The organism is Massilia sp. W12 (assembly GCF_037300705.1).
Taxonomy (GTDB): Bacteria; Pseudomonadota; Gammaproteobacteria; order Burkholderiales; family Burkholderiaceae_D; genus JACPVY01.
In genome coordinates, this window is the sequence record NZ_CP147776.1 from 1,250,802 (window position 1) to 1,277,080 (window position 26,279).

General features: G+C 57.1%; 24 protein-coding genes and 1 pseudogene. 18 read left to right on the top strand and 7 right to left on the bottom strand.

All coding sequences use genetic code 11. The annotated features are described in order from the left end of the window. Positions 1–62: 62 nt before the first annotated feature. The 8 genes from V8J88_RS05155 (at position 63) to typA (ending at position 12,009) form a co-directional block, all read left to right on the top strand. Positions 63–2,285 carry a pseudouridine synthase gene (locus V8J88_RS05155; RefSeq protein WP_338848221.1) on the top strand — a complete coding sequence of 741 codons (2,223 nt, stop codon included), beginning with the start codon at positions 63–65 and terminating at the stop codon, positions 2,283–2,285. Positions 2,286–2,540: 255 nt separating this feature from the next. After that, positions 2,541–3,023 carry a ribosome maturation factor RimP gene (gene rimP, locus V8J88_RS05160; RefSeq protein ID WP_338848223.1) on the top strand — a complete coding sequence of 161 codons (483 nt, stop codon included), beginning with the start codon at positions 2,541–2,543 and terminating at the stop codon, positions 3,021–3,023. Beyond that, positions 3,020–4,579 carry a transcription termination factor NusA gene (gene nusA, locus V8J88_RS05165; protein ID WP_338848224.1) on the top strand — a complete coding sequence of 520 codons (1,560 nt, stop codon included), beginning with the start codon at positions 3,020–3,022 and terminating at the stop codon, positions 4,577–4,579. Before rimP ends, nusA begins: the two co-directional genes overlap by 4 nt. A gap of 22 nt (positions 4,580–4,601) precedes the next feature. Then, a complete protein-coding gene (gene infB, locus V8J88_RS05170) occupies positions 4,602–7,565 on the top strand; it encodes a translation initiation factor IF-2 (RefSeq protein WP_338848225.1) in 2,964 nt (987 codons plus the stop codon). A 251-nt stretch (positions 7,566–7,816) separates the two neighbouring features. Then, a complete protein-coding gene (gene rbfA / locus V8J88_RS05175) occupies positions 7,817–8,197 on the top strand; it encodes a 30S ribosome-binding factor RbfA (RefSeq protein WP_338848226.1) in 381 nt (126 codons plus the stop codon). Further along, positions 8,194–9,144 carry a tRNA pseudouridine(55) synthase TruB gene (truB, locus tag V8J88_RS05180; RefSeq protein ID WP_338848227.1) on the top strand — a complete coding sequence of 317 codons (951 nt, stop codon included), beginning with the start codon at positions 8,194–8,196 and terminating at the stop codon, positions 9,142–9,144. Before rbfA ends, truB begins: the two co-directional genes overlap by 4 nt. Positions 9,145–9,310: 166 nt before the next feature. Continuing rightward, positions 9,311–9,847, top strand: coding sequence for an NUDIX hydrolase (locus V8J88_RS05185; protein WP_338848229.1), 537 nt, complete (start codon positions 9,311–9,313; stop codon positions 9,845–9,847). A 326-nt stretch (positions 9,848–10,173) separates the two neighbouring features. Next, on the top strand, positions 10,174–12,009 hold the full coding sequence (gene typA / locus V8J88_RS05190; RefSeq protein ID WP_338848230.1) for a translational GTPase TypA: 1,836 nt from the start codon (positions 10,174–10,176) through the stop codon (positions 12,007–12,009). A 71-nt stretch (positions 12,010–12,080) separates the two neighbouring features. On the opposite strand, the gene V8J88_RS05195 is transcribed toward typA, so the two are convergent. Further along, positions 12,081–12,452, bottom strand: coding sequence for a DUF1801 domain-containing protein (locus tag V8J88_RS05195; RefSeq protein WP_338848232.1), 372 nt, complete (start codon positions 12,450–12,452; stop codon positions 12,081–12,083). Between the two features lie 48 nt (positions 12,453–12,500). Beyond that, positions 12,501–12,887 (bottom strand): GFA family protein, encoded by a 387-nt coding sequence (locus tag V8J88_RS05200; RefSeq protein WP_338848233.1) that lies wholly within the window; start codon positions 12,885–12,887, stop codon positions 12,501–12,503. 179 nt (positions 12,888–13,066) lie between these two features. On the opposite strand from V8J88_RS05200, the gene V8J88_RS05205 reads away from it, so the two are divergent. Then, entirely contained in the window at positions 13,067–13,408 is a 342-nt protein-coding gene (locus tag V8J88_RS05205) for a DUF1232 domain-containing protein (protein WP_338848234.1), read from the top strand. 118 nt (positions 13,409–13,526) lie between these two features. Here V8J88_RS05205 and V8J88_RS05210 read toward each other — a convergent pair whose 3' ends face one another. Together V8J88_RS05210 and V8J88_RS05215 are read right to left on the bottom strand one after the other, a co-directional pair. Next, on the bottom strand, positions 13,527–13,901 hold the full coding sequence (locus V8J88_RS05210) for a hypothetical protein (RefSeq protein ID WP_338848235.1): 375 nt from the start codon (positions 13,899–13,901) through the stop codon (positions 13,527–13,529). An 86-nt stretch (positions 13,902–13,987) separates the two neighbouring features. Next, entirely contained in the window at positions 13,988–14,452 is a 465-nt protein-coding gene (locus V8J88_RS05215) for a hypothetical protein (protein ID WP_338848236.1), read from the bottom strand. A gap of 68 nt (positions 14,453–14,520) precedes the next feature. Between V8J88_RS05215 and V8J88_RS05220 the strand changes: the two genes are divergently transcribed. The 6 genes from V8J88_RS05220 (at position 14,521) to V8J88_RS05245 (ending at position 20,503) form a co-directional block, all read left to right on the top strand. Continuing rightward, positions 14,521–15,600, top strand: coding sequence for an ABC transporter ATP-binding protein (locus tag V8J88_RS05220; RefSeq protein ID WP_338848237.1), 1,080 nt, complete (start codon positions 14,521–14,523; stop codon positions 15,598–15,600). Positions 15,601–15,602: 2 nt separating this feature from the next. Continuing rightward, positions 15,603–16,703, top strand: coding sequence for an ABC transporter ATP-binding protein (locus V8J88_RS05225; protein ID WP_338848238.1), 1,101 nt, complete (start codon positions 15,603–15,605; stop codon positions 16,701–16,703). A gap of 3 nt (positions 16,704–16,706) precedes the next feature. Then, the gene (locus V8J88_RS05230; RefSeq protein ID WP_338848239.1) at positions 16,707–17,591 is read left to right on the top strand and encodes a sugar ABC transporter permease; all 885 of its coding nucleotides are present in this window, start codon (positions 16,707–16,709) and stop codon (positions 17,589–17,591) included. Further along, a complete protein-coding gene (locus V8J88_RS05235; RefSeq protein ID WP_338848241.1) occupies positions 17,584–18,396 on the top strand; it encodes a carbohydrate ABC transporter permease in 813 nt (270 codons plus the stop codon). Before V8J88_RS05230 ends, V8J88_RS05235 begins: the two co-directional genes overlap by 8 nt. A 1-nt stretch (position 18,397) precedes the next feature. Then, positions 18,398–18,679, top strand: a complete 282-nt coding sequence (locus V8J88_RS05240; RefSeq protein WP_338848242.1) for a DUF2160 domain-containing protein — start codon at positions 18,398–18,400, stop codon at positions 18,677–18,679. Between the two features lie 93 nt (positions 18,680–18,772). After that, positions 18,773–20,503 (top strand): ABC transporter substrate-binding protein, encoded by a 1,731-nt coding sequence (locus V8J88_RS05245; RefSeq protein ID WP_338848243.1) that lies wholly within the window; start codon positions 18,773–18,775, stop codon positions 20,501–20,503. A gap of 99 nt (positions 20,504–20,602) precedes the next feature. Here V8J88_RS05245 and V8J88_RS05250 read toward each other — a convergent pair whose 3' ends face one another. Further along, on the bottom strand, positions 20,603–21,538 hold the full coding sequence (locus tag V8J88_RS05250) for a hypothetical protein (protein ID WP_338848244.1): 936 nt from the start codon (positions 21,536–21,538) through the stop codon (positions 20,603–20,605). A 373-nt stretch (positions 21,539–21,911) separates the two neighbouring features. Further along, a pseudogene (locus V8J88_RS05255) lies at positions 21,912–22,247 on the bottom strand (IS4 family transposase); the annotation flags it as partial. 118 nt (positions 22,248–22,365) lie between these two features. Here V8J88_RS05255 and V8J88_RS05260 point away from each other — a divergent pair. The 3 genes from V8J88_RS05260 to V8J88_RS05270 all read left to right on the top strand — a co-directional run bounded on the left by V8J88_RS05260 (position 22,366) and on the right by V8J88_RS05270 (position 24,763). Continuing rightward, positions 22,366–22,716 (top strand): hypothetical protein, encoded by a 351-nt coding sequence (locus V8J88_RS05260; protein ID WP_338848245.1) that lies wholly within the window; start codon positions 22,366–22,368, stop codon positions 22,714–22,716. Positions 22,717–23,075: 359 nt separating this feature from the next. After that, the gene (locus V8J88_RS05265) at positions 23,076–23,561 is read left to right on the top strand and encodes a GNAT family N-acetyltransferase (protein WP_338848246.1); all 486 of its coding nucleotides are present in this window, start codon (positions 23,076–23,078) and stop codon (positions 23,559–23,561) included. A gap of 251 nt (positions 23,562–23,812) precedes the next feature. Next, the gene (locus V8J88_RS05270) at positions 23,813–24,763 is read left to right on the top strand and encodes a DMT family transporter (RefSeq protein ID WP_338848247.1); all 951 of its coding nucleotides are present in this window, start codon (positions 23,813–23,815) and stop codon (positions 24,761–24,763) included. 61 nt (positions 24,764–24,824) lie between these two features. On the opposite strand, the gene V8J88_RS05275 is transcribed toward V8J88_RS05270, so the two are convergent. Further along, positions 24,825–26,135: an aspartate aminotransferase family protein gene (locus V8J88_RS05275; protein ID WP_338849836.1), complete on the bottom strand. Its 1,311-nt coding sequence runs from the start codon at positions 26,133–26,135 to the stop codon at positions 24,825–24,827. Positions 26,136–26,279 lie beyond the last annotated feature (144 nt).

Below are 26,279 nucleotides of genomic sequence, written 5' to 3' on the forward strand. Positions count from 1 at the left end.
ATCGCCGCAGCCTGCAGACGCGCTTCCCGACGGGGTTGCGCAACCATAGCAAAATGGCGAATATGAACCTTCCTGAAGATCCCACCGAAAACTTGAACCCGGACGCCGCAGCAACCCCTACTGTCAAGCGCCGGCGCGCTGCCGCCAAGGCAGCTCCTGCCACCCCGGCAGATAGCGCAGAGGCGCCTAAGCCGCGCCGCAAGAAAGCCGCCGCCCAGACTGACGGGCAGACTGAGGCTGCGCTGCAAGAACCGGCGCCCAAGCGCAGCCGTAAGCGCGTTGAAACGCCGCAAGAATCCGCTGATGCGCCTGAAGCTGCGCAAGAAGCAGCGGCCCCCAAGCGCACACGCAAGCGCAGCGATGTTGTTGAAACCGCTGATGCGCCCGCCGCTGATGCTCCCGCCGCACCCAAGCGCAGCCGTAAAGCCGCGCCAGCGTCGCTGACGGTGGCGCAAGAGGCTGCGCCGGCGGAAGTGGCTGCAGCGCCGCTGCGCAAGCGCAGCGCCAAAACTGTCGCCCCGCAAGCGGAAGCGCTCGGCGTCGCGCCTGTCGCCGCCGTCACCGGCGCGCAGGAAGCGGCCCCGCAGCAAGAGACAGAGGTGCGTCCGGGCAAAACCCGTCGTGAGCGCGCCGAACGCGCCCGCGTACGTCAGGAAAACGGTGAGGCGCCGCGCCAAGAGCGTCAGGAACGTAAAGACAAGCGCCGCAAGCCGGAAAACCAGCCGGCAGAAAAAGCCGGGGAGGGCGCGGCGGCGCGCGTGGCCGGGCAGGCCGATGCGCCCAGGCATGAACGTGGCCGGAATCAGGATGGCGCGCGCCGCAACCAGGACAAAGGCGCACACCAGCCGCGCCAGGGCGCGCAAGCCAAGTCCGGCAAGCCGGGGCGTGAGGGGCAGGAGCAGGAACGCGGCCAGCAGCGCGGCGCTAAAAAGCCTGTGCGCGGCGGCAAATATGATGCGGATGATTTGTTTTCCGCCATCACCTCCGACCAGTTTGATCATTTGATGGCGGAAGATGGCAAAGGCGGCAAAAAGCAATTGCGCGAATTGACTGCGGATGATGACGCGCCGAAATTGCACAAAGTGCTGGCTGAGGCCGGTCTTGGTTCGCGCCGCGAAATGGAAGAATTGATTGTGGCCGGGCGGGTGTCGGTGAATGGCGAGCCGGCCCATATCGGCCAGCGCATTCTGCCCACCGACCAGGTGCGCATCAATGGCAAATTGCTGGCGCGTAAAGTCAGCAAAAAGCCGCCGCGTGTTTTGATTTACCACAAGCCGGCTGGTGAAATCGTCAGCCATCATGACCCGGAAGGGCGTGATTCGGTGTTTGATCATTTGCCGAATATGAAGAGCGGCAAGTGGCTGGCGGTTGGCCGTCTGGACTACAACACCGAAGGCTTGTTGTTGTTTACCACTTCCGGCGATTTGGCTAACCGCCTGATGCACCCGCGTTATGGTATCGAACGTGAATATGCTGTGCGCACCCTGGGTGAGCTGGAAGAAGGCATGCGCCAGAAACTGCTGGCCGGGGTTGAGCTGGAAGACGGCGTGGCGCAATTCGCCAAGATTGCCGATGGCGGCGGCGAAGGCGTCAATAAATGGTATCGCGTGGTGATTGGCGAAGGCCGCAACCGTGAAGTGCGCCGTATGTTTGAAGCGATTGGCTTGACCGTGTCGCGCCTGATCCGCACCCGTTACGGCGCCTTGACCCTGCCGTCGAGCTTGAAGCGTGGCCGTTGGGAAGAGATGGAAGAAAACGCGGTGCGCGCCTTGCTGGCGGCCTGCGGTCTGGAAAAACTCGCGGCCAGCGGTGAGAAAACGCCGGCAGAGCGGCGCGGCAAGGGGCGCACCCGCAGCGATCCGGAACTCGGTATGCGCGCCACCACGCTGGCCGCCAGCATGCCGACCGTGTTTGGCGCAGCGCGCGATGATGCGCCGTTTGCCTTGACCGGGCGCAGCCCTGGCGCGGCGCGTGGCGAAGCCGGGCGTGGCCGTGGCCGCGAAGCGAATGGGCGGCGCGATGGCGGGCGTGACTTCGGGCGCGATGCGCAAGCCGGCAACGGCGCCCGCAAGCAGGGCCGTGATGCGGGCCGCGACTCGGGCCGCGATTTTGCGCGCGAAGACGGCCAGCGTCCGGCGCGCGGCAAGCAAGCCGCCGCCAATCCGCTGAAATCCGGCGCGCCGGCCAAGAGCGCGCAGCAGCGCGGCCCGCGCCGCCAGCCGGATCCTTTGCAAACCACCTTCGGTTATACCGCAGGTAAGGGCGGCAAGCGGCGCGGCAAATAAAAGATAGACCCGCGTCACAAAGCGGGCCGGCTGCGGTGGAGTGTCTGATTTCTGCCGCAGATGGCTTCGCTTTGCGTTTTGCATTGCCGCATTGGCGTATTTTCGCTATAATTTATAGCTTAATAAAAGTTCGATCCATACACGGCTGATGTTGCTGCAATGGTTTGAATGGCGAGAGGATGGGCATGCGCCCATTTTTTTTTGCTGACAAGGCGGTCCATCCGGGCTGTCAAAGATGAGTAAATGGGGTGAGTTTTGCAACTCTTGGATTTGGTCGAAACGACAGTCGCCGGCCTGGGTTATGAGCTGGTGGAATTCGAGCGCGCTGAGCGCGGCGTGTTGCGTGTGTATATCGACGTGCTGCCAAATGCGGATCATGCGCATATCACGGTGGAAGACTGCGAAAAAGTCAGCCATCAGTTATCGCATGTGTTCCTGGTGGAAGATATCGATTATGAACGTCTGGAGGTTTCTTCGCCCGGCTTGGACCGGCCTTTGAAGAAGCTGACGGATTATCAGCGTTTTGCCGGCTGCGAAGCCAGCGTCAAGTTGCGCATGGCCTTGCCGGGCACAGCCAACCGCAAAACTTACCAGGGCATCTTGCATGAACCAGAGGGTGATCAGCTGAAACTCGAATTTGAAGGAAAAGAAGGCCCGGCGATGTTGGAGTTCACACTCGCCGATGTTGATAAGGCACGTCTGGTGCCGAAGGTGGATTTTAGGAGTCGCAAAGCATGAGTCGCGAAGTTTTGTTATTGGTCGATGCGTTGGCGCGTGAAAAAAATGTGGACAAGGAAATCGTGTTCGGCGCCCTCGAACACGCGCTGGCCCAGGCGACCAAGAAGCGTTATGAAGGTGATGTGGATATTCGCGTAGCGATTGATCGCGACACAGGCGAATTTGAATCCTTCCGCCGCTGGCATGTGGTGCCGGACGAAGCCGGTCTGCAATTGCCGGATCAGGAAATTCTCTTGTTTGAAGCACACGAGCAGATTCCTGATATTGAAGTTGATGAATACATCGAAGAGCCGATTGAATCGGTAGAGTTTGGCCGCCGTTTTGCGCAAGACACCAAGCAAGTCGTGTTGCAGCGCGTGCGCGACGCTGAACGTGAGCAAATCCTGAATGATTTCCTGTCGCGCGGCGATTCGCTGGTGACAGGTTCGATCAAGCGCATGGAGCGCGGCGACGCCATCGTCGAGTCCGGCAAGATCGAAGCGCGCCTGCCGCGCGATCAAATGATCCCCAAAGAAAACCTGCGCATCGGCGACCGTGTGCGCGCTTATATTTTGCGCATCGACCGCAGCATGCGCGGCCCGCAAGTGATTTTGTCGCGCACCGCGCCGCAATTCATCATGCGCCTGTTCGAGCTGGAAGTGCCGGAAATCGAACAAGGCTTGCTGCAAATCAAATCCGCTGCGCGCGATCCGGGCGTGCGCGCCAAAATCGCGGTGCATGCGCTGGATAAGCGCATCGACCCGATCGGCACCTGCGTCGGCATGCGCGGCTCGCGCGTGCAGGCTGTCACCGGCGAACTGGGCGGCGAGCGTGTCGATATCGTGCTGTGGTCGGAAGATCCGGCGCAATTCGTGATCGGCGCGCTGGCGCCGGCGAATGTGTCCTCGATTATGGTGGACGAGGAAAAACACGCCATGGACGTGGTGGTGGACGAGGAAAATCTGGCGATTGCTATTGGCCGCAGCGGCCAGAACGTGCGCCTGGCCTCGGAACTGACTGACTGGAAAATCAACATCATGACGGCGGAAGAATCCGCTGACAAACTGGCGCTTGAACGCGCTGCGATCCGCAGCCTGTTCATGGAAAAGCTGGATGTGGATTCCGAAGTCGCCGACATCCTGGTGGAAGAAGGTTTCGCCACGCTGGAGGAAATCGCTTACGTGCCGCTGGCTGAAATGCTGCAAATCGAAGCTTTCGATGAAGACACCGTGAATGAGCTGCGCAACCGTGCGCGCGATGCGCTGGTGACCGAAGCGATTGCTTCCGAAGAAGGCTTGGAAGGCATGGAGGAAGGCCTGGTCAATCTGCAGGGGCTGGATCGCCACACCGCAGGCAAACTCGGTTTGGCCGGCATCAAGACCCTGGCGGCATTCGCTAATCTGGCGTATGACGAATTCGGCGCCATTCTGGCGTTTTCCACGGACCGCGCGCGCGACTTGATCGCCAATGGCTTTGCCGACGCGAGCGATGAAGAAATGAAATTGATCGACGCCAAATATGACGATCATGCCAAAGCACTGCAAGAGCAAGCCTGGCGTCTGACTGGCAGCAAGTGAACGAAAGAGAAAAGAGGACTGAATGGCGAGTAACAACGTAGCCCAATTTGCCACCGAACTGAAGATGCCGGCGGAACAATTGCTGACGCAATTGCGCGCCGCAGGCGTCGCCAAGAGTTCGGCGTCCGACTCCCTGTCCAAAGAGGACAAGGATAAACTGCTCGACCATCTGCGCCGCCTGCACGGGACCGCGAATGACGGTGAGAAAAAGAAAATCACCTTAACCCGCAAGGAAACCAGCGAGATCAAACAGGCGGACGCCAGCGGCAAATCGCGCACCATCCAGGTGGAAGTGCGCAAGAAGCGCGTGCTGGTCAAGCGTGATGATTATCCGGAGTCCACCGCCCGTCCGAGCCAGACCGCCGCGCCGCAAAGCGAAGCAGAGTTGGAAGCCGAACGCATTGCGCAGGAAGAGGATGCGCGCGAAGCGCAGCGCCAGGCTGAGCGCCAGGCGGCTGAGCTGGCGCGTCAGGAAGCAGAGTTGGCGCGTTTGGACGCCGAGCGTGAAGCACAGGAAAAGGCGCGTCGCGAAGCGGAAGAAAAAGCCCGTCGCGAAGCCGAGGAAGCCGCTGCGCGCGCAGCCGCCGAAGCCAAGGCCGCCAAAGATGCTGAAGCAGCAGCTGCTGCAGAGACCAAGAAGCGTGTGATGGAAGAAGAGGCGAAAAAACGCGTCGAAGCCGCCGCCAAGGAAGCTGCGGAACGCGCCGCCCGCGTCGAGCAGGCGCGCAAAGCGGTAGCGGATGAAGTGGCGCAGATCAAGGCCATGATGGCTCAGCCGCGTCGCGCTGCGCGCGCGCCGGAACCGACCCCGGCCCCGACCGTGGCGCCGAAAAAAGCACAGGAAGGCACGCTGCACAAGCCTGCTGATAAAAAGCCGGGCACGGCTTCTGAGCGCAATAATGCAGCTGGCGGCGACAAGTCACGCAATGAAAAACGCACGCCGGCCCCGGCCAATGCGACCCCTGCGGCGCCCAACGCCGGCGCCGCTGCTGAGCGCGGCGATAAGAAATCGGTCAAATCCGCGAACATGGCTTCGTCCTGGCAGGAAGATTCGCGCAAACCGCGCGGCGGCGGCGGACTCAAAACCCGTGGCGCCGGCGGCAGCGCGCGTGGCGGCGGCAACGCCGACACCGGGCGCGAAGGCTGGCGCGGCGGTGGCCGTGGCGGCCGCCGTCATGGCCACCATGACGACCGCGAAAGCAATTTCCAAATGCCAACCGAGGCCGTGATCAAAGAAGTGCATGTGCCGGAAACCATCACCGTGGCCGAACTGGCGCACAAGATGGCGGTGAAAGCCTCTGAAGTCATCAAGATTTTGATGAAGCTGGGTCAGATGTGCACCATCAACCAGGTGCTGGATCAGGAAACCGCGATGATCGTGGTTGAAGAAATGGGACACAAGGCGCTGGCCGCCCAGCTCGACGATCCGGAAGCATTCCTGGCGGAAGGCACGGAAGCGCATCAAAACGCGGAAAGCATGCCGCGCGCGCCTGTGGTGACCGTGATGGGCCACGTTGACCATGGTAAAACCTCGCTGCTGGACTACATCCGCCGCACCAAAGTCGCCTCCGGCGAAGCGGGCGGGATTACCCAGCACATCGGCGCCTACCATGTGCAGACGCCGCGCGGCATGATCACCTTCCTCGATACCCCGGGCCATGAAGCATTCACCGCAATGCGTGCACGCGGCGCGAAAGCGACCGACATCGTGATTCTGGTGGTGGCGGCGGATGACGGCGTGATGCCGCAGACCAAGGAAGCGATTGCGCACGCCAAAGCGGCCAATGTGCCCATCGTGGTGGCGATCAACAAGATCGACAAAGCCGGCGCGAATGCCGATCGCGTATCGCAGGAATTGATCGCTGAACAAGTGGTGCCGGAAGAATACGGCGGCGATTCGCCGTTCGTGCCGGTATCCGCCAAAACCGGTCAGGGCATTGACGACTTGCTGGAAAACGTCTTGTTGCAAGCTGAAGTGCTGGAACTCAAGGCCCCGGTGGAAGCGCCGGCCCATGGTCTGGTGGTGGAAGCCCGTCTGGACAAAGGGCGCGGCCCGGTCGCCACCATTCTGGTGCAAGCCGGTACGCTGCGGCGTGGCGATGTGGTGCTGGCCGGCGCAGCCTATGGCCGCGTGCGCGCCATGCTGGATGAGAACGGCAAGCAGATCAGCGAAGCCGGCCCCTCGATCCCGGTCGAAATTCAAGGTTTGACCGAAGTTCCGACCGCAGGCGAAGAAGCGATTGTGATGGTGGACGAGCGCAAGGCGCGTGAAATCGCCCTGTTCCGCCAAGGCAAGTACCGCGATGTGAAGCTGGCCAAACAGCAGGCTTCCAAGCTGGAAAACATGTTCGAGCAAATGGCCGAAGGCGAAGTCAAGAACCTGCCTTTGATCATCAAGACCGACGTGCAAGGCTCGCAGGAAGCGCTGGTGCAGTCGCTGCAAAAACTCTCCACCTCCGAAGTACGGGTGCAAGTGGTGCATGCGGCAGTGGGCGGCATTTCGGAATCCGACGTCAATCTGGCGCTGGCTTCCAAGGCCGTCATCATCGGCTTCAACACCCGCGCCGACGCACAGGCGCGCAAGCAGGCCGAAACCAATGGCGTGGACATCCGTTACTACAACATCATTTATGATGCGATCGATGAGATCAAGGCGGCGATGTCGGGCATGTTGGCCCCGGAAAAACGCGAAACCGTTACCGGCATGGTGGAAATCCGCCAAGTCATCATGGTCAGCAAGGTCGGCGCCATCGCCGGCTGTCTGGTCACCGATGGCGTGGTCAAACGGACTTCTTCGGTGCGTCTGCTGCGCAACAATGTGGTGGTGTGGAGCGGCGAGATCGACTCCCTGAAACGCTTCAAAGACGACGCCAAAGAAGTGCGCGCCGGTCTGGAATGCGGTTTGTCATTGAAGAACTACAATGACATTAAAGAAGGCGATCAGCTCGAAGTGTTTGAAGTGCAGGAAGTCGCGCGCACGCTGTAATATCACGGCGCGCAGCACAAGGGGCGACTTCGGGTCGCCCCTTGTTTTTATGTGGCGCCGGCATTGTTTTGTGCAGGAGCGGCTTTAGCCGCGAACAAAATCAGCCACCAGCGCCAGCATTGTTTTGTGTAGGAGCGGCTTTAGCCGCGAACAAAGGTTGAGTCACATCAAGCCGCATTTTGCAACCGGCGTGCTGTTTGGTGTGTCATCGCGCAGGCTGTCAAGCCGCTGCGCAAATCAGAAAGAAAATCATGGCTAAGAAAAGCACCGCGCCGCGCGGCATCCGCGTGGCAGACCAGATCCAGCGCGATCTGGCCGAAATCATCAGTTTTGAATTGAAAGACCCGCGCGTGGGCATGATCACGCTGACCGAAGTGCAGCTCACACCTGATTATGCGCACGCCAAAATCTGGTTCACCACCCTGGTGGATGATCAGAAAGCGGTAGCGCAAACCCTGGCCGGTTTGCAAGCCGCCGCCGGCTATTTGCGCAATCAATTGGGCCGCCGTTTGCACATCCACACCCTGCCGCAATTGCATTTCCTGCACGATAACTCGACCGTGCGCGGGATGGCGATGTCGCAGTTGATTGATCAGGCCAACGCCAGCCGCGCCAAGGATGATGAGGCATGAATAAACCGGCGAAAAAGCCGCGCCGCCTGCTGCACGGTGTTTTATTGCTGGACAAAGACGCCGGCATTTCCAGCAATGACGCGCTGGGCCGCGCCAAATGGCTGCTGGCCGCCAGCAAAGCCGGCCATACCGGCACGCTGGACCCCTTCGCCACCGGTTTATTGCCCCTGTGTTTCGGTGAGGCCACCAAGTTTTCACAAGACTTGCTGGACGCCGATAAAACCTATGAAACCGTGGTGCATCTGGGTGTCGCCACCACCACCGGCGACACCGAAGGCGAGACGCTTCCCTGTCCCGCTTTGCCGGACTTGAATTCAGCGCAAATTGAAGCCGCATTGGCGCAATTCCGTGGCCCGATCTCCCAGGTGCCGCCGATGTACTCGGCCTTGAAGCGCGACGGCAAACCGCTGTATGAATATGCGCGCGCCGGCATTGAGCTGGAACGTGAAGCGCGCGCCGTGACGATTCATGAATTAAGCCTGCTCGAATGGCAAGCGCCGTTTTTGCGCCTGCGCGTGTGCTGCAGCAAAGGCACGTATATCCGCGTGCTGGGTGAGGACATTGGCCGCGCCTTAGGGACGGGGGCGCATTTACAGGCTCTGCGCCGGGTGCAGGTCGGTGATTTGACATTGGCAGGCGCATACACCGTTGCGCAAATCGAAGCGCTGGCGGAAGACGCGCGCGCCGCTTTGCTGGCCCCGCTGGACGCTTTGCTCTCCACCTTCCCCGCAGTGCAATTGCCGCCGGACATGGCGCAGCGCTTTGGCCATGGCCAGCGCCTGGCGCTGGGGCGTGATTGCGCCTTGCCGCCGGGGCGGGTGCGCGTTTATGCGCATGAGGGCGCGCAGCTGGTCTGCGCCCCGCCCACAGCGGGCGCGCGTTTGCTGGGCACAGCGCAATTCGCCATGCATGGCGTGTTGGCGCCGGAGCGGCTGGTGGTGATGTGATGACGGCAGGAGCGGCTTGCAGCAGGAGCGGCGGCTACAATTCCTCTGTTTATCCACCGCTGTCGGACGCCGGCTTGCGCTTCGCTTAACCCAGCCTGCGCCAGAGGCTTGTGCATGAGCTGCGGCGCGGCAAACAACTTTGCCGATTTTTTCTCAAAACAGAATAATGATGCGAACCCAAATATCTGCGCTGCTGGCGCAACACCAGGCTTTCGACGCCACTGAAGCCCGGCATCTGGCCGCCACCATCGAGTTTGTGCAAACGCATCCCGACTGCTGCAGCCGGCATTGCATTCCGGGACATATTACCGCTTCCGCCTGGGTCATGGCGCCGGATGCATCTGCGGTCTTGCTGCTGCATCACAAAAAACTCAAGCGCTGGCTGCAGCCGGGCGGCCATCTGGAAGACGATGCCGAGATTCACCTGGCCGCCATGCGTGAAGTGCGCGAAGAAAGCGGTTTGCAGAACTTGCGCCTGCTGTCGCCGCAAATATTTGATGTCGATGTGCACCAGATCCCGGCGCGCGGCGCGGAAGCCGCACATTATCATTATGATGTGCGCTTTTTGCTGCAAGCCGTCGATGCGCAATTGCAGCTCAGCGATGAATCAAATGCCTTGGCCTGGGTCAAGCTGGAGCAAGTGGCGCAATACAGCGACAGCCCTTCCGTGCTGCGCATGGCGGCGAAAAGCGCGCGCGCCTGATTTTGCGCCACAAAATGGGGGCGCGGCGGACATCTGTTTCATCGCCGCCGCTGTTGCCGGCGGGCCACGCAGCAGCATTTTGTGACAAGCCCGCCCCACCCGAGAAAAGTTTCCAAAAAGAAAAATTAAACTGTACGGCCACAGACAAAGCCGCTATAATTTCGCGCGCCGCATCTCAGAAGCATAGCGCACCAGTCTGCTATGCGCCGGTTGCGCTGCGCTGCAACATGCTATAATGCCGCGCCCGTTGCAGCCCGGGCGCCAACGCCTGCACCGTCAGAACATGCCGGTGGCATTCCGGTACCCTGTTATTCCTGAAAGTGACCATGTCCAATACCAAACGCGCTTTACGCAATATCGCCATCATTGCTCACGTTGACCACGGCAAAACCACCCTGGTTGACCAACTGCTGAAGCAGTCCGGCACCTTCCGTGAAAACCAGCATGTCGATAACCGCGTGATGGACAGCAACGATCTGGAAAAAGAGCGCGGCATTACCATTTTGGCGAAAAACTGCGCGGTGGAATACGAAGGCACCCACATCAACATCGTTGACACCCCTGGCCACGCCGACTTCGGCGGCGAGGTCGAGCGCGTATTGTCCATGGTGGACAGCGTGCTGTTGCTGGTGGACGCGGTTGAAGGCCCGATGCCGCAAACCCGTTTCGTGACGCGTAAAGCGCTGGCGCTGGGTTTGAAGCCCATCGTCGTGGTGAACAAAATCGACCGCCCGGGCGCACGTCCGGATTGGGTTATCAACGCCACCTTTGAATTGTTTGACAAGCTGGGCGCTACTGACGAACAGCTGGATTTCCCGGTGGTGTTCGCTTCCGCCCTGAACGGCTATGCCAGCCTGGATTCGGAAACCCGTGGCGGCGATATGAAACCGCTGTTTGACGCGATTTTGCAGCACGTGCCGGTGCGCGATGATGATCCGGACGGCCCGCTGCAATTGCAAATCTCCTCCCTCGATTATTCTTCCTACGTCGGCAAGATCGGCATTGGCCGTATCAAGCGTGGCCGCGTGCGCGCATTGCAAGACGTGGTCTTGATGCATGGCGAAGGCGCCACCCCGGTCAAAGCGCGCATCAATCAAGTGCTCAAATTCAAAGGTCTGGACCGCATGCTGGTGGATGAAGCCATCGCTGGCGACATCGTCCTGATCAACGGCATTGAAGACGTGGGCATCGGCTCCACCATCTGCGCCGTCGATACGCCGGAAGCGCTGCCGATGTTGACCGTGGATGAACCGACCCTGACCATGAACTTCATGGTGAACACCTCGCCGCTGGCAGGCCGCGAAGGCAAATTCGTCACCAGCCGCCAATTGCGCGAACGTCTGGAACGCGAATTGAAATCGAATGTGGCGCTGCGCGTGGCCCCGACCGATGACGACACCGTGTTTGAAGTCTCGGGCCGTGGCGAATTGCACCTGACGATTCTGCTGGAAACCATGCGCCGCGAAGGCTATGAACTGGCCGTCTCGCGTCCGCGCGTGGTGTTCAAGATGGTCGATGGCGTGCGCCACGAGCCATATGAAATGCTGACGGTTGACGTGGAAGAAGGTCATCAAGGCGGCGTGATGGAAGAACTGGGCCGCCGCCGTGGCGACCTGCAAAACATGGAACCGGACGGCAAGGGCCGCGTGCGTCTCGAATACCGTATTCCGGCGCGCGGCCTGATCGGCTTCCAGGGCGAATTCATGACCTTGACCCGTGGCACCGGCTTGATGAGCCATATTTTTGACGAGTACGCCGCCGTCGATAACAGCAAGGGCGAGTTGGCCGGCCGTCGCAATGGCGTGCTGATCTCGCAGGAAGACGGCGCCGCTGTCGCCTACGCGCTGTGGAAACTGCAAGACCGTGGCCGCATGTTCGTCAGCCACAACGACCCGGTGTACGAAGGCATGATCATCGGCATCCACTCGCGCGACAACGATCTGGTGGTCAACCCGATCAAGGGCAAACAGCTGACCAACGTGCGCGCCTCCGGCACTGATGAAGCCGTGCGCCTGGTGCCGCCGATTGCGCTGTCGCTGGAATACGCCGTTGAATTCATCGAAGACGACGAGCTGGTCGAAGTAACGCCGAAGAGCATCCGCCTGCGCAAGCGTTACCTGAAGGAACACGAGCGCAAACGCAGTGCGCGCGAAGCGGCGTAATGCTGGTTTGACGTGATGATGACGCCGCCGCAAGGGCGGCGTTGTTGTTTGTGGCGCCGACTTAAATTGGCTTATCCCTGCTGCGCGGCGCGCAGCGCCAGCAAAAGATATTCCGCCAATTTTTTCTCCTCGATTTGCGCCAGCGTATGCAATTTGATATGACGGCGGCCTTTGCCGGCGCCTTCCAGAAAGCCGTAAGGATCGGCGATTTTGGCGCCATGCCCAAATTCCACACTGACATGCGCGGTATAAGCGAATACGCCGCCAAACTGCACGCCGTCAGCAAACAAAATGCCGCCGTATTTCACTTCTTCACTCAGGTTTTCCAGACTGGCCTGCGCCAGCGCGCGCACAGCTTCGACGATTTCATAGATTTGCGGCTTGAGCAGGCGAATATCGTCCAGCAGCGCCGGGACGGATTGTTTGACTTTGGCGGTAGGCATGATTATCAGGTGTGGATTGGTTTGGGGCGGGGCTGAGCAGGGCGACGCTCAGTCAATAAAAGTCCAGCTGTCGGCGCCATCGAAACGCCGGATCACTAAAGATTCCAGCAAGGCCGGCGGGAAGTTGTTCAAATTCACACCATGCATCGCGTCCGGCTTGGGCGCCAGCGGCTCCCAATGCGTGGTCACGCCACAGGTTTTGCAGCGCACAGTGCGCAGGGTTTTATCGCCTTGAATGTATTCCTCCGTGTGTTGCGGGTGGCCGCTGATTTGCACCGAGCCGTATGCAAAGTAGGCCCAGGTGGCGCCAAGCCGGCGACAGATGGAACAATTACAGCGCGTCGCCTTTTCCGGCAAGGCCGGCAGCGTCAGGCTGATGGCGCCGCAATGGCAGGCGCCTTGCAGCAGCTTATGGTCGGGGTTTGTGTCGGACATGTGAGATTCCTGAGTGATTTTAAAAATGTTGCGATGATACGCAAATTGTTGTGATTCCCGTCTTGAGATGCGCCACTTCGCCCTGAAATACACCATCGCAAGACTTGACGCCATCCCGCTTGCAGCAGCTTCATACAATCTGCGCTTGAGGCGCTTCAGCAATCGAAAAGGGGAAACACATGACGGAACAGCAAAACTATGAGAGTGCGTTCTCGGACACTGGTTTCTGGGACAAAGTGCTGCGTTACGCAAAAACAGCCGGACGCGAGGTCATTGAGAAAGCGCTTTGGCTTTATTATGCCGCACAAGAGCCAAAAACCCCGGCCTGGGCGAAAACGGTAATCTATGGCGCGCTCGGCTACTTTATTTTTCCAGTCGATGCAGTCCCGGACATCACGCCAATGGTTGGCTACGCTGACGACCTTGGCGCACTGGCGGCGGCCGTCGCGACTGTCGCCATCCACATCACAGATGAAGTCAAAGCGAAAGCCGCAAAACAACTTGCAGACTGGTTTGGCTAGGGGGCGCCTGCATCCCCAGTCTTCGCCGATTATGTTTTTTCCAGTCGGTCTGAGCAGGGCTAACTGGTGATTTGGGTTTGACAAGGTGATGCCGCCTGACTGATGGAGCGGTTAAACTTCACTTCTGTGAGGCCGTATTCAGGCACTGTTGCGGCATATCCTTACTTGGAGCGCCGACACATTTCCACTTCACTTGATTTGAGAGCAACTGTGGAATCAAGGTAAGCATGGCCCCATCATCCTTCAGCTTGGCGACAATAACTCCAGTTGGACTTACATAAAAATAGTCAAGTTGTGAATGGGAGAAAATGGATTTTTCATAATCAATGGCAATGTTCTCCAGCTTTCCCTCCCTCGCGGCAATGTGCTCAATTTTTTTTGGACAGAAGTGAGTTCGCTTAGCAGCGCGCCAGTTCGTGCAACTGAGCGATAATCCGAATATTGTGGAACCAGCAAAAATAAGGAAAATATTGCTGCAGAAAAAAAATAGCAATCCATTTCACCATCTATTCTCCCTCCCCTTAGTGAATTTTTTATACTTTCTTTCGGTGATGCGAGTGCTTTATCTGCCCATAGATTTTACCCCTCAAACCATTCTTGGCATGATATACAACCTTTCAATGCGCCAATATTTCTTGATATTAGATTGTCGAGAATCCAGAAAAACCTTTCATTAAGGTGCTGACTGCGGCTCAGGCCGCAGTTTGCGTAACCGGCGCAGCCCGGTATGTATCCCCCGCTGACAAACCCCATCCAGATTTGCCCATCCGCCCACACCAATTTTTCACAATTATGCAAAATTCCCCTGCATGAAATGAACTTAATCGAACAAAAACGAACGCAAATAGTATGCAAAGCTGTTGATTTCTCTTCGTATTTGCGCAAGAATGCCTGTTCCTGCCACCCAAGATTCCCCTCTCGCCTATGCAAAGCTCCCCCGCGCTTCACGCTATTTTTGTCGCCGTCGCCGCGCTGGCGCTGCGGGATTGGCCGGCTGCTGATGGCGGCATGCGGGGCGTAAGCGCATCCACTGGTAAGCGCCATGGGCAGGGCAGATATTCATGGCGGGCCTACACATCCGGCGCCAGCCATGCGCAGAATAAGGAGAGAGCGTGATTCTTGAATTACAAGGCGTCAGCAAGCTGGTCGGGGGAGAAACCCATATTTATCCCAGCGATTTAAAACTGGCGGCAGGGGCCATCAATGTCTTGCTGGGGCCGACCCAGGCCGGCAAAACTTCGCTGATGCGCTTGATTGCCGGCCTTGATCAGCCCAGCAGTGGCCGCGTACTGGTCGATGGCAAAGACGTGACCGGGGTCAGCGTGCGCGAGCGCAATCTGGCCATGGTGTATCAGCAATTCATCAATTATCCGGCGTTGACGGTATTTGAAAACATCGCCGCCCCTTTGCGTATTCAAAAAATCGCCCCTGCGGAAATTGAAAGCAGGGTGCGCGCGATTGCGGAAAAGCTGCATATCGCGCAATTTCTGCAACGCCTGCCCGGCGAATTATCCGGCGGCCAGCAACAGCGCACCGCCTTAGCGCGCGCCTTGATCAAACAAGCTCCGCTGGTCTTATTGGATGAGCCGTTGGTGAATCTGGATTACAAGCTGCGCGAAGAATTGCGCGAAGAGTTGGCCGGCTTGTTTGTGGATGGCAAAACCACGGTGGTGTACGCCACCACCGAACCGCAGGAAGCCTTGCTGCTGGGCGGCCATACCTGTGTGATGGATGCAGGCCGCATCTTGCAGTGTGCGCCTGCGCTGGCGGCTTACAATGCGCCGGCGAATCGGCGCGTAGCGGAGATTTTCAATGATCCGCCCATGAATCTGCTGCCTGTCACCGCAGGCGCTGGCAATCTCTTGCGCCTGGCTGACGGGACAGAAATCAGATTGTCGCGCGCTGATCTCCAGCTCAGTTCCGGGCAAGCCTGTTTGCTCGGAGTGCGCTGTAATCATGTCAGCTTGCACGCCAGCGCTGACGCGCTGAGCCTGCCCTGTGTGCTGGATCTGGCGGAATTGAGCGGCTCAGAAAGTTTTTTGCATCTGCATTACGGCGCCCACACTCTGGTGGCGCAATTGCCTGGCGTGCATCAGCCGCCACTGGGCGGCGCCCTGCAAGCCCATATCCGGCCACAAGACATCTTTGTATTTGACGCACAGGGCGCTTTGCTGAGCGCTGCAGGAGGTTGAGCATGGCGTGTATTGAATTTCGTAATCTGGGACATGCTTATGGCCAGAAGCCAGGCTCCAAAGCGGCGCAAAGCGCCGACTATGCTTTGCAGCCAATGAATATGGAATGGCGCGATGGCGGCGCGTATGCGCTGCTCGGCCCCTCCGGCTGCGGCAAATCGACCTTATTGAATATCATTTCCGGCTTGTTGCTTCCCTCCGAAGGCCAGGTCTTGTTTGACGGCCAGGATGTGACACACACGCCAACGCGGGGCCGCAATATTGCGCAAGTGTTCCAGTTCCCGGTGCTATACGACAGCATGAGCGTGTTTGACAATCTGGCCTTCCCGCTGCGCAATCGCAAAATCGCCGAACACGAAGTCAAACAGCGCGTGCATGAAGTGGCTGAGATGCTGGATTTGACGCCGGACTTGAAAAAACGCGCCAGCGGTCTGGCGGCGGACGCCAAGCAAAAAATCTCGCTCGGGCGCGGGCTGGTGCGCAAAGACGTGGCGGCGATTTTGTTTGACGAACCGCTGACCGTGATCGACCCGCATATGAAATGGCAATTGCGGCAAAAGCTCAAACAGATTCATCAGCAATTGAAATTGACCCTGATCTATGTCACGCATGACCAAATCGAGGCGCTCACCTTCGCCGATGAAGTGGTGGTGATGACCAATGGCAAAGTGGTGCAACAGGCCCAGCCGGAAGCGCTGTTCATGCAGCCTGAGCATACCTTTGTCGGTTATTTCGTCGGCAGCCCCGGCATGAATTTTCTGCCGCTGCGCATACAGGGTGAACAGATTTTGCTGGGCGACGCCGTCTTGCCCATCGCGCCGCAACAGCTGGCCACGCTGAAAAATCTGACTGGCGCATTGCAACTGGGCGTGCGTCCCGAATTTGTGCGTCTGGCTGCGCCCGGCGCACCCGGTGCGCTGGAAACACAAGTCTTGCGCGTGCAAAACCTGGGCACATCGCAACTGCTGACCGCGCAATGCGGCGCACATGTGTTGAAAGCCCGCCTGCCGCTGGAACAAAGCATTGCGCCGGGGGCGCACTGGTTGCAGGTGCTGACGCCGGAAAGCCTGTTCTTTTGCAATGACATCCGGGTTGGGAGTTAAGCCATGAAGCCGTATAGCAATAAAGCCTGGTTCTTTATCCTGCCGGTATTTTTGACCGTCGCGTTTTCTGCGATTGTGCCCTTGATGACGGTGGTCAATTATTCGGTGCAAGATATTCTGTCACCGACCCAAAGCGTCTTCGTCGGCCTGGAATGGTTTCAAAAAGTGATGCGCGACCCGGAGCTGCGCGAAGCCTTGCAACGCCAGATGATTTTTTCCGCTTGCGTCTTAATGGTGGAAATCCCCTTGGGCATCGCGCTGGCCTTATCGATGCCGGCGCAAGGCTGGAAATCCTCGGCCTCGTTGGTGGTATTGGCCATGCCGCTGTTAATTCCCTGGAATGTGGTGGGCACCATTTTTCAGATTTTCGGGCGCAGCGATATCGGCTTGGGCGGCTATGCGCTGGCCAAGCTCGGGGTGGATTACAACTACGCCTTGCACGCTTTCGACGCCTGGGCCACGGTGTTGCTGATGGATGTCTGGCACTGGACGCCGCTGGTGGCCTTGCTGTGTTTTGCCGGCCTGCGCTCGATTCCGGCGGCGTACTACCAGGCCGCGCAAATTGACGGCGCCAGCCGCTGGGCCGTGTTCCGCCACATTCAATTGCCGAAGATGCGCGGCGTCTTGATGATTGCGGTCTTGCTGCGCTTTATGGACAGCTTCATGATTTACACCGAGCCCTTTATTTTGACCGGCGGCGGGCCGGGTAACTCCACCACCTTCTTATCGCAATATCTGACGCAAAAAGCAGTGGGACAGTTTGATCTCGGCCCGGCAGCGGCGTTTTCGCTGATCTACTTCCTGATCATCCTGGGTTTTTGCTTTGTCTTGTACAACTGGATGCAAAGCGCCGGCCAAAGCGGTCAGACAGGAGCTGAACATGAATGAGCAAAACCGCCTGCCGCGCAGCCTGATGCTGCTGGCCTACATCATTTTCACCATCATCCCGCTGTATTGGCTGCTCAACACTTCCTTGAAAACCAATGAAGAGACGATTTCTGTGTTTTCGCTGTGGCCCAACAGCCCCACGCTGGCGAATTACAAGATTATCTTCACTGACCCCTCATGGTATATGGGCTATGTCAACGCCATCATCTACGTTGGCATCAATACCGTGCTGTCCCTGTTGGTGGCGCTGCCGGCGGCGTATGCGTTCTCGCGCTACCGCTTCCTGGGCGATAAGCATATGTTTTTCTGGCTCTTGACCAATCGCATGACGCCGCCGGCGGTGTTTTTGCTGCCGTTTTTCCAGCTGTATTCCAGCGTCGGTTTAATGGATACCCATATCGCCGTGGCGCTTTCGCATATGTTGTTCAATGTGCCGCTGGCGGTGTGGATTTTGGAAGGTTTTATGTCCGGCATTCCGCGTGAGATTGATGAAACAGCGTATATCGATGGCTTTTCTTTCCCGCGCTTTTTCCTCAAGATTTTTCTGCCCCTGATCAAGTCAGGTCTGGGCGTGACAGCCTTTTTCTGCTTCATGTTCAGCTGGGTCGAATTACTATTGGCGCGCACCCTGACCTCGGTCAACGCCAAACCTATTGGCGCGATTATGACGCGCACCGTCTCTGCTTCCGGCATGGATTGGGGCGTATTGGCGGCTGCCGGCGTGCTGACGATTGTGCCGGGCGCTTTAGTGATCTGGTTTGTGCGCAACCATATCGCCAAAGGTTTTGCGATGGGGAGGGTGTGAAATGGAATGGCTGGCCTGGATGTCGTGGACACGCGAAATTGCAATCTTTTTCGGCTGCATCATCGTCATGCTGATCGTCATGACGATTTGGGAAATCCGCAGCCCTTGCGTGGCGCGCAAGGGATTTTTGCCCTTGGTCACCACACGCGGCGACCGCTTATTTATCGGTTTGCTCTCATGCGCCTACGTGAATTTGCTGTGGGTGGCTCTGACAGATATGAGCCAATGGATTGCCGCCTCAATCGGCTTGGCGCTGATGGTGTTGATCATGGCCAAAGCTTAGGTTTTTATTGCATCGCTTGGGATGCGCAGGACGCACAGACGCCAGCAGGCGCTGTGCCAGAAGATGGCAGCAGACTACTCACTTGGAGATAACATGAAACAATGGAAGTTGACCGCACTGGCCGCCGCAGCAATGCTGTGCTCCGCCAGCGCTTACGCGGATATCAAAGCGGCGGAACAATGGATTGATAAAGAATTCCAGCCCAGCAGCTTGAGCCGCGCCCAGCAAGTCGAAGAAATGAAATGGTTTATCCAGGCTGCCGCCAAACTCAAGGCAAAGGGCGTGAAAGAAATCAGCGTGGTTTCCGAAACTATTGACACGCATACCTATGAATCCAAGGTGTTGGCCAAGGCGTTTGAAGAAATCACCGGCATCAAGGTCAAGCACGACACGATTCAGGAAGGCGATGTGGTGGAGAAACTGCAAACCTCCCTGCAATCGGGCAAATCGATTTACGACGGCTGGGTTAATGATTCTGATTTGATCGGCACCCATATCCGCAGCGGCGGCACGGTGATTTTGTCGGACTACATGGCTGGCCCCGGTAAGGAATTCACTAATCCCGGCTTGGATTTGAAAGATTTCATCGGCGCCGCCTTCACATCTTCCCCCGACGGCAAGCTGTATCAATTGCCTGACCAGCAATTCGCCAATCTGTACTGGTTCCGCGCTGACTGGTTTGAGCGCAAAGATTTGAAAGAAAAATTCAAGGCCAAATACGGCTACGAACTCGGGGTGCCGGTGAATTGGTCGGCGTATGAAGACATCGCCGCCTTCTTCACCAATGATGTGAAAGAGCTGGACGGCAAAAAAGTCTTCGGCCATATGGACTACGGCAAAAAAGACCCGTCCCTCGGCTGGCGTTTTACAGATGCCTGGCTGTCCATGGCCGGCACGGCAGATAAAGGCATTCCGAACGGCATGCCGGTGGATGAATGGGGCATTCGCGTGGCGGATGATAAGTGCACCCCGGTCGGCGCTTCGGTGGCGCGCGGCGGCGCCACCAATTCGCCGGCGGCTGTGTATGCGCTGACCAAGTACATTGACTGGATGAAAAAATATGCGCCGCCGACCGCCATCGGCATGACTTTTGGCGAAGCCGGCCCGGTGCCGGCGCAAGGCCAGATTGCGCAGCAGATTTTCTGGTACACCGCATTCACCGCCGGCATGACCAAGCCCGGCCTGCCGGCAGTGAATGCGGATGGCACGCCGAAATGGCGCATGGCCCCGTCCCCGCATGGCCCGTATTGGAAAGAAGGGATGCAAAACGGTTATCAAGACGTGGGTTCCTGGACGTATTTGAAGAGCACCCCGCCGGATCGCATGGCCGCCGCCTGGTTATATGGCCAGTTTGTGACCTCGAAAACGGTGTCCACCAAAAAGTCTATCGTCGGCCTGACCTTCATCCGCGAATCGGACATCAAGCACGAGTATTTCACCAAAAACGCGCATAAATACGGCGGCCTGATCGAGTTTTACCGCAGCCCTGCGCGCGTGGCATGGACTCCGACCGGAACCAATGTGCCGGACTATCCGAAAATGTCGCAACTGTGGTGGAAAAATGTCGCCACCGCCATCACCGGCGAAAAAACGCCGCAGGCCGCCATGGATAATCTGGCCAATGAAATGGACGACATCATGGCCCGCCTGCAGCGCGTCGGCATGAAATCCTGCTCGCCGAAGTTGAATGATAAAAAAGACCCTGCTGCATGGCTGTCGGACAAAAAAGCGCCGTGGAGCAAGCTGGGGCAGGAAAAGCCCAAGGGCGAAACGATTGCCTATGACAAGCTGTTGCAGGCGTGGAAAGAAGGGCGGGTGAGGTAAGCGCTAAGCCAAGCCATGCCGGATGGCGAGTCCGGCATGGCGAGGGAGAGGGCAGGGCTTGCGTGCAGGGAAGATGCGACCAACGCAGGTCGAACGGGGTCAGTTTCCCGGATTGACAGGTGGTGGTAAATCGGCTAACCCGTTCATGGCAGCAACGAGTAATGGGATGATTGCCATGTAATCAACACATAACTGTGGGCCACTGGCTGTTTCAATTTTTCTGACGATAAGGCCAATTTCACGAAGTTCCAAAATCTCTTCCGCAATTAATCCATAGGTTTGATGTGGAGAATCATGCCAAGTCAATTTGTTTGAAATTTTCGCGAGTCTGCGAAGTATTCTTAAAGCCTCTTCAGGAGCGATATTTTCTTTATTTGCAATGGTGCTTCTATTTGTGTCCCTGACAATCAATCTATTTATTACTGGATTTTTTATAATGGTTGTCGGGATGTCGTCGGCTCCAAGAAAAAATGAGATTGCAGGATTGTTTTCTTTGGATTTTAAGGGGGTAATTTTATTTGAGCGGATAGTACCTTCTACACTAAGAGATTTTTTGACGGTGCTATCATTTGTTACGGTTAATGTTTCAATTTCTGTGAAGGTGGCAATGTTTAGGGGGGCCAAAAAATTCGCTTTCGAGAAATCTACAGAGCCATTTGCTACGAGCGCACATTTTCCGCTTTCACTGTTAATCGTTATTTTTTTTGTTTTAATGGATGTTACTTCAACGTCCGTCATTATATTAATTGGAGTGGTATATTTTGCGCCATTAAGATTTAGTGTCGCCTTTGAGAGATTGATCGTATTGCAAAAATGGACTTCGCCACCCTCTTTAAAAATGACAGGTGTTTTTGGTGGGCTTGCGAATGTGACACTGTTCTCGAAATTGCTCGGGCACATTACATCGAATTTATTTTGCTTCGGGGAAAGTATATTTTCAATGGTGACGCTACCTTTGAAAATTGTTGTGCCATTGGTTGTTATATCGTCAGCTAAATTTCCTGTTGGCAATGTTGCAGTTGTAGGATTGGTCATTTTTTCCTCCCTTGTAGGTTGAATTTTGATGCAATCGTATTTAAAACAATGCACGAAAAGGGCCAATCCAGTATGGAATAAATTCCAACATTCCCACAAACCACCCTAATTATGACTAATAAAATTGTTCTTGCAATCTATCCATCTCATTAAATGATTTGCAGAAATTGCCAACCATCGCTTAGCAACTGACTTTTCCCTAGAAAGTTCATGCTAGGATACGGATTCTACTTTGTCAAATTAATATCAAATATCGAACGGGGGAAGTTCTGACATTCAAACATTTGTTGTGTCTATTCAGCCGCCAGCAGGGGGCAACCAGATCAGAAGAGAAAGCACGCTGCAAAACAATGAACATTCCATTACACACAACTCAGTCTTGCAATGCGCCCATCTCGCGTAGAGTCTTGATTGTCTGAGCCGGAACTTGAACTTCCTGCAGACCTCGCCAGATTGTTTTCACGCCGGGTTCCCCGTCATGTTTTCGTGTGAGAAAGCCACCATGCGCAATACATCTTCATGCCGGGCGCAGCGGGGCCTTCTTTTAATTGAGCAGGTAGGCCGCCCGGATTTCATTGGAGTCAAAGTACAATCTAGCATCAAGATCAGGGCTGGTGCGGCCTGTGCGCATCAAGTACGCAATGTGACATGCCACCACCATAAAGAGAGTCGGAACTCGCTGCAACTGATCCATGCTGAACAGTTGCAGCCGGGTAGGGGGGCACGCATTTGTGCGTGTGCAGAAATGTTGCCCATCCATCCGCCCAAGATTATGCCGTTACGCCGGCCCGGTGCTTTGCTTACCAAACCGGAAAACTTCAAAAGACATGCGAACCATAGAGCTTGATCAATACGAATTCCCAAATGGCTCAAATTCTGAGGAGTTTGCCCGCATATCCACGCATGGCCGCGGCAAAGCGCCTTACAGCAGTGTCTTGGATTTTGCCCGTGTTGCAAATGAAGACCTGGAGATCAGCGGGCTGCCGCCAGCCCGGCCATTCTTTGAGATTGGAAAAAGGGAAATGGAGCGGACATATCTGGCGCTATTTGCCGGGATTGACCTTCCCGCGCATTGCGACTATCCGACCTATCTCATTACGGATGACTGGAATGAATGCCATCTTGTGATTGAGGGGCCTGAATTCTTCATTAGCTTTTATTGGGCGACATCCGCTTGAGTCTGGCGTTTGTGAGGCGCTTGTATCAGCTAAGTTTGGCTTACCTGTTTTCAGGCGACGCGCATGCAAGAAAACGCCTTGTTTGCGCGCAGTCCCTATTTTGCGCCGCGTGAACGCTGTCCATATGCCGCATGTCGCAGTTGCTTGTATTGTTCTGGTATATTTCAGCACACCCCTCTGCAGCAGTTTGCTGATTTTGCCGGCTGCTTATCGTGCAGGGCAAGGCTTTATTATCGGCAGCAGCGATTGCGAGGGCGCTTTGCTTCATGTTGAGCACAAGGTACGCTCAGTTACCCGCCAGCCTGATTGTTATAGGGGGGCAAATTGGCCGAGCGCTGAATTTACACAGGAGTCCGCCTATGGAACACATTTCAAATCAAGTCACCCTGCGTGAGATCACGGCTGACACCGTGCGCGCCGTGATGTTGCTTGACGTCGCTGAGCATCAGAAAAAATTCGTGGCTCCGAATTCCTGGTCGCTGGGACAAGCCTTGTTCGCCCCCGAAGCCTGGTACCGCGCGATTTATCTTGGCGAGGAGCCGGTCGGCTTTGTGATGCTCGCCGATGATTCGCTGCGCGACCCCGTGCCAGAAAATCCAACTGCCTATGTCTGGCGTCTGATGGTCGATGCCAAACATCAGCACAAGGGAATCGGGCGGGCCGCAATGCTGCAAGTTATCGAACATGTGAAGCAGAAGGGCATCTTCGAGCAGTTGCTGATTTCATATGTCCCGGAAGAAGGCGGCCCTGAGAAACTCTATCTTTCTCTGGGCTTTCAGCCGACGGGTGAAATTGATCAGGGCGAGGTTGTCATGGCCTTGGCGCTCAAGCAAAAACAGAGCTAGTTCGGGCAGTCTGCATGCGGTTTTGGCCGCCAGTCAAAATAGTTGCCGTTTTTTGTGATTTCACCGCCAAAAGTTTGCCTCCCCCGCGTCATGCTGACGATGGGGGGGCGGTGCTAATCGGAAAAATTGCGCAGGGCCATGTCTGACCCTGACAGCGCATGCATCACCCATCATTGCGGCTTCTACTTAGTCCCGCACCCTGGCCGCAAATCCTCGCTATACTGCTTTTTTGCATTGCACAAAGGCCCGCCATGAGCAGCACCCGCCAACACCGCCAAGCCATTTTGCTGATGATAATTGCGCCCGCGATGTGGAGCATTGCCGGGGTGTTCACCCGCCACCTGGAAGCGGCGCGCAGCTTTGAAGTCACCTTTTGGCGCAGCCTGTTTGCCGCGCTCTTCATTCTGGTCTGGCTGGGCGCGCAGGGGCGCTTTACCGCCACCTTGCGCGCAGCAGGGCGCTGGGGTGTGGTGTCCGGGTTTATGTGGTGCTTGATGTTTTCCTGCTTCATGTTGGCGATGACTTTGACCACCGTCGCCAATACCCTGGTGGTGATGAGTATTGCGCCCTTGCTGACTGCCTTGCTGGCGTTTTTCATCCTGGGCCAGAAAATCGCCATGCGCACCTGGGGTGCGATTTTGCTGGCGCTGCTTGGCGTGGTCTGGATGTGCGTGGGCGGCATGCGCGAAGCCGACGCCGCCGGCGGCAATGCCGCGCTGGGCATGCTGGTGGCGTTTGCAGTGCCGCTGGCTTCCAGCATTAATTTGATCACCCTGAAAAAAGCCGGCGCCGCAGTCGATTTGATTCCGGCTATTTTCATCGGCGGCGTGCTGTCCTGTTTATTTACCCTGCCTTTCGCCTGGCCTTTGCAGGCTTCCTTGCACGATGTGTTGATCCTGGCGATTCTGGGCGTGTTTCAACTTGGCGTGCCGTGCATGCTGATGCTGCGCGCCGCGCCGCATCTGTCGGCGCCGGAGCTGTCCCTGCTGTCCTTGCTTGAAGTTTTATTGGGGCCGCTGTGGGCGTGGTTGTGGGCGAATGAAACCCCGGGCGCGGCGACGTTGTATGGCGGCGCGCTGGTTTTGCTGGCCTTGATTGTGAATGAAGCGCTGGGCTGGCGCGCACAGACGCGGAATGCGGCGGATGCCGGGAATCCGAAGCAGGTGGAAAATACCGGGGCAGTGGACGGCGGACGCGCTTAGGCCTCAGCCGCAGATGAAAAAGCGCGCAATGTCTGCGCGCTTTTTTCTTGCTGTGTGCGGATTACAGTGCGCGCAAACACTCGCCGATGGCGCCAAATAAACGGTCGATCTGCTCTTTTTCGATGATCAAAGGCGGCGACAGCGCAATAATGTCGCCGGTGGTGCGGATCAGCACATTTTTTTCTTCAAAACACTTCAAGAATACTGAGAAAGCGCGCGCGGTCGGCTTGCCGGCGATGCCTTCCAGCTCGATGCCGCACACCAGGCCCAGATTGCGAATGTCTTTCACATACGGCAGGCCGCGCAGGCTGTGCGCCGCTTCTTCAAAATACGGCGCCATTTCCGCTGCGCGCGCAAACAAGCCTTCGCTTTGATACACGTCCACCGTGGCGATAGCGGCGGCGGCGGCCAGCGGGTGGCCGGAATAGGTGTAGCCGTGGAAAAACTCAATCGTGTTTTCCGGCGCAGCTTGCATGAAGGTGTCATGAATTTCCTGCTTCACCAACACCGCGCCCATCGGCACGGCGGCATTGGTCAGTCCCTTGGCGCAGGTGATCATATCCGGTGTGACGCCGAAATAATCCGCGCCGAACGGTTTGCCCAGGCGGCCAAAACCGGTGATGACTTCATCGAAAATCAGCAGGATGCCGTATTTATCGCAAATCTGACGCAGCTTTTGCAAATAACCCTGCGGCGGCATGATCACGCCGGCGGAACCGGCCACCGGCTCCACGATCAGCGCCGCCACCGTTACCGGATCGTGCAGCGCCAGCAGGCGCTGTTCAAATTCATCGGCCAGTTCTGCGCCTTGCTGCGGCAGGCCGCGCGTGAAAGCGTTTTGCGCCAGATTCAGGGTGTGGCGGATATGATCGACGCCGGGCAGGGCGGGGCCGTAATGTTTGCGGTTGCCGGCGATGCCGCCCACCGAAATGCCGCCGAAACCTACCCCGTGATAGCCGCGTTCGCGTCCAATTAAACGGTGGCGCAGGGTGTCGCCGCGCATGCGGTGATAAGCCAGGGCGATTTTCAAGGCGCTGTCCACCGCTTCCGAGCCGCTGTTGCAGAAAAATACGCGGTTTAAGCCTGCCGGCGCGATCGAGGCCAGCGCGGTGGCGGCCTCAAAGGCTTTGGGGTGTCCCATTTGGAAGGGGGGCGCATATTCCATCTGCGCCACCTGCTGCTGCACCGCCGCCACGATTTTCGGATGCGCATGGCCGGCATTGCAGCACCACAGACCGGAAGTGCCATCCAGAATCTGCCGCCCGTCATCGCTGGTGTAATACATGCCTTTAGCGGCGACCAGCATACGCGGTTTTTGTTTGAATTGGCGATTGGCGGTGAATGGCATCCAAAAGTGTTCGGTATTCGTCATCATGACCTCGTTGCAGGTAGCGGGGGATAGTGCATCCTAGTACGAAACCGTGCGCAAGTGTAGAACCAGTTGCGCAGAACCAGTGTCAGTCCGCCTTGCGCAATCCAAACAAACAGCAGCCAAATAGGGCGACAGCTTCTCTGA

Bases quoted from the DNA above. Each gene is read 5' to 3' on its own strand.
- V8J88_RS05230 (WP_338848239.1), top strand. From the start codon at position 16,707: ATGAAGCCGTATAGCAATAAAGCCTGGTTCTTTATCCTGCCGGTATTT.
- V8J88_RS05215 (WP_338848236.1), bottom strand. From the start codon at position 14,452: ATGGCGCTTACCAGTGGATGCGCTTACGCCCCGCATGCCGCCATCAGC.
- V8J88_RS05245 (WP_338848243.1), top strand. From the start codon at position 18,773: ATGAAACAATGGAAGTTGACCGCACTGGCCGCCGCAGCAATGCTGTGC.
- V8J88_RS05225 (WP_338848238.1), top strand. From the start codon at position 15,603: ATGGCGTGTATTGAATTTCGTAATCTGGGACATGCTTATGGCCAGAAG.
- V8J88_RS05185 (WP_338848229.1), top strand. From the start codon at position 9,311: ATGATGCGAACCCAAATATCTGCGCTGCTGGCGCAACACCAGGCTTTC.
- V8J88_RS05240 (WP_338848242.1), top strand. From the start codon at position 18,398: ATGGAATGGCTGGCCTGGATGTCGTGGACACGCGAAATTGCAATCTTT.
- V8J88_RS05195 (WP_338848232.1), bottom strand. From the start codon at position 12,452: ATGCCTACCGCCAAAGTCAAACAATCCGTCCCGGCGCTGCTGGACGAT.
- V8J88_RS05155 (WP_338848221.1), top strand. From the start codon at position 63: ATGAACCTTCCTGAAGATCCCACCGAAAACTTGAACCCGGACGCCGCA.
- nusA (WP_338848224.1), top strand. From the start codon at position 3,020: ATGAGTCGCGAAGTTTTGTTATTGGTCGATGCGTTGGCGCGTGAAAAA.
- rbfA (WP_338848226.1), top strand. From the start codon at position 7,817: ATGGCTAAGAAAAGCACCGCGCCGCGCGGCATCCGCGTGGCAGACCAG.
- V8J88_RS05200 (WP_338848233.1), bottom strand. From the start codon at position 12,887: ATGTCCGACACAAACCCCGACCATAAGCTGCTGCAAGGCGCCTGCCAT.
- typA (WP_338848230.1), top strand. From the start codon at position 10,174: ATGTCCAATACCAAACGCGCTTTACGCAATATCGCCATCATTGCTCAC.
- V8J88_RS05270 (WP_338848247.1), top strand. From the start codon at position 23,813: ATGAGCAGCACCCGCCAACACCGCCAAGCCATTTTGCTGATGATAATT.
- V8J88_RS05260 (WP_338848245.1), top strand. From the start codon at position 22,366: ATGCGAACCATAGAGCTTGATCAATACGAATTCCCAAATGGCTCAAAT.
- V8J88_RS05275 (WP_338849836.1), bottom strand. From the start codon at position 26,135: ATGACGAATACCGAACACTTTTGGATGCCATTCACCGCCAATCGCCAA.
- V8J88_RS05235 (WP_338848241.1), top strand. From the start codon at position 17,584: ATGAATGAGCAAAACCGCCTGCCGCGCAGCCTGATGCTGCTGGCCTAC.
- infB (WP_338848225.1), top strand. From the start codon at position 4,602: ATGGCGAGTAACAACGTAGCCCAATTTGCCACCGAACTGAAGATGCCG.
- V8J88_RS05250 (WP_338848244.1), bottom strand. From the start codon at position 21,538: ATGACCAATCCTACAACTGCAACATTGCCAACAGGAAATTTAGCTGAC.
- V8J88_RS05265 (WP_338848246.1), top strand. From the start codon at position 23,076: ATGGAACACATTTCAAATCAAGTCACCCTGCGTGAGATCACGGCTGAC.
- V8J88_RS05205 (WP_338848234.1), top strand. From the start codon at position 13,067: ATGACGGAACAGCAAAACTATGAGAGTGCGTTCTCGGACACTGGTTTC.
- truB (WP_338848227.1), top strand. From the start codon at position 8,194: ATGAATAAACCGGCGAAAAAGCCGCGCCGCCTGCTGCACGGTGTTTTA.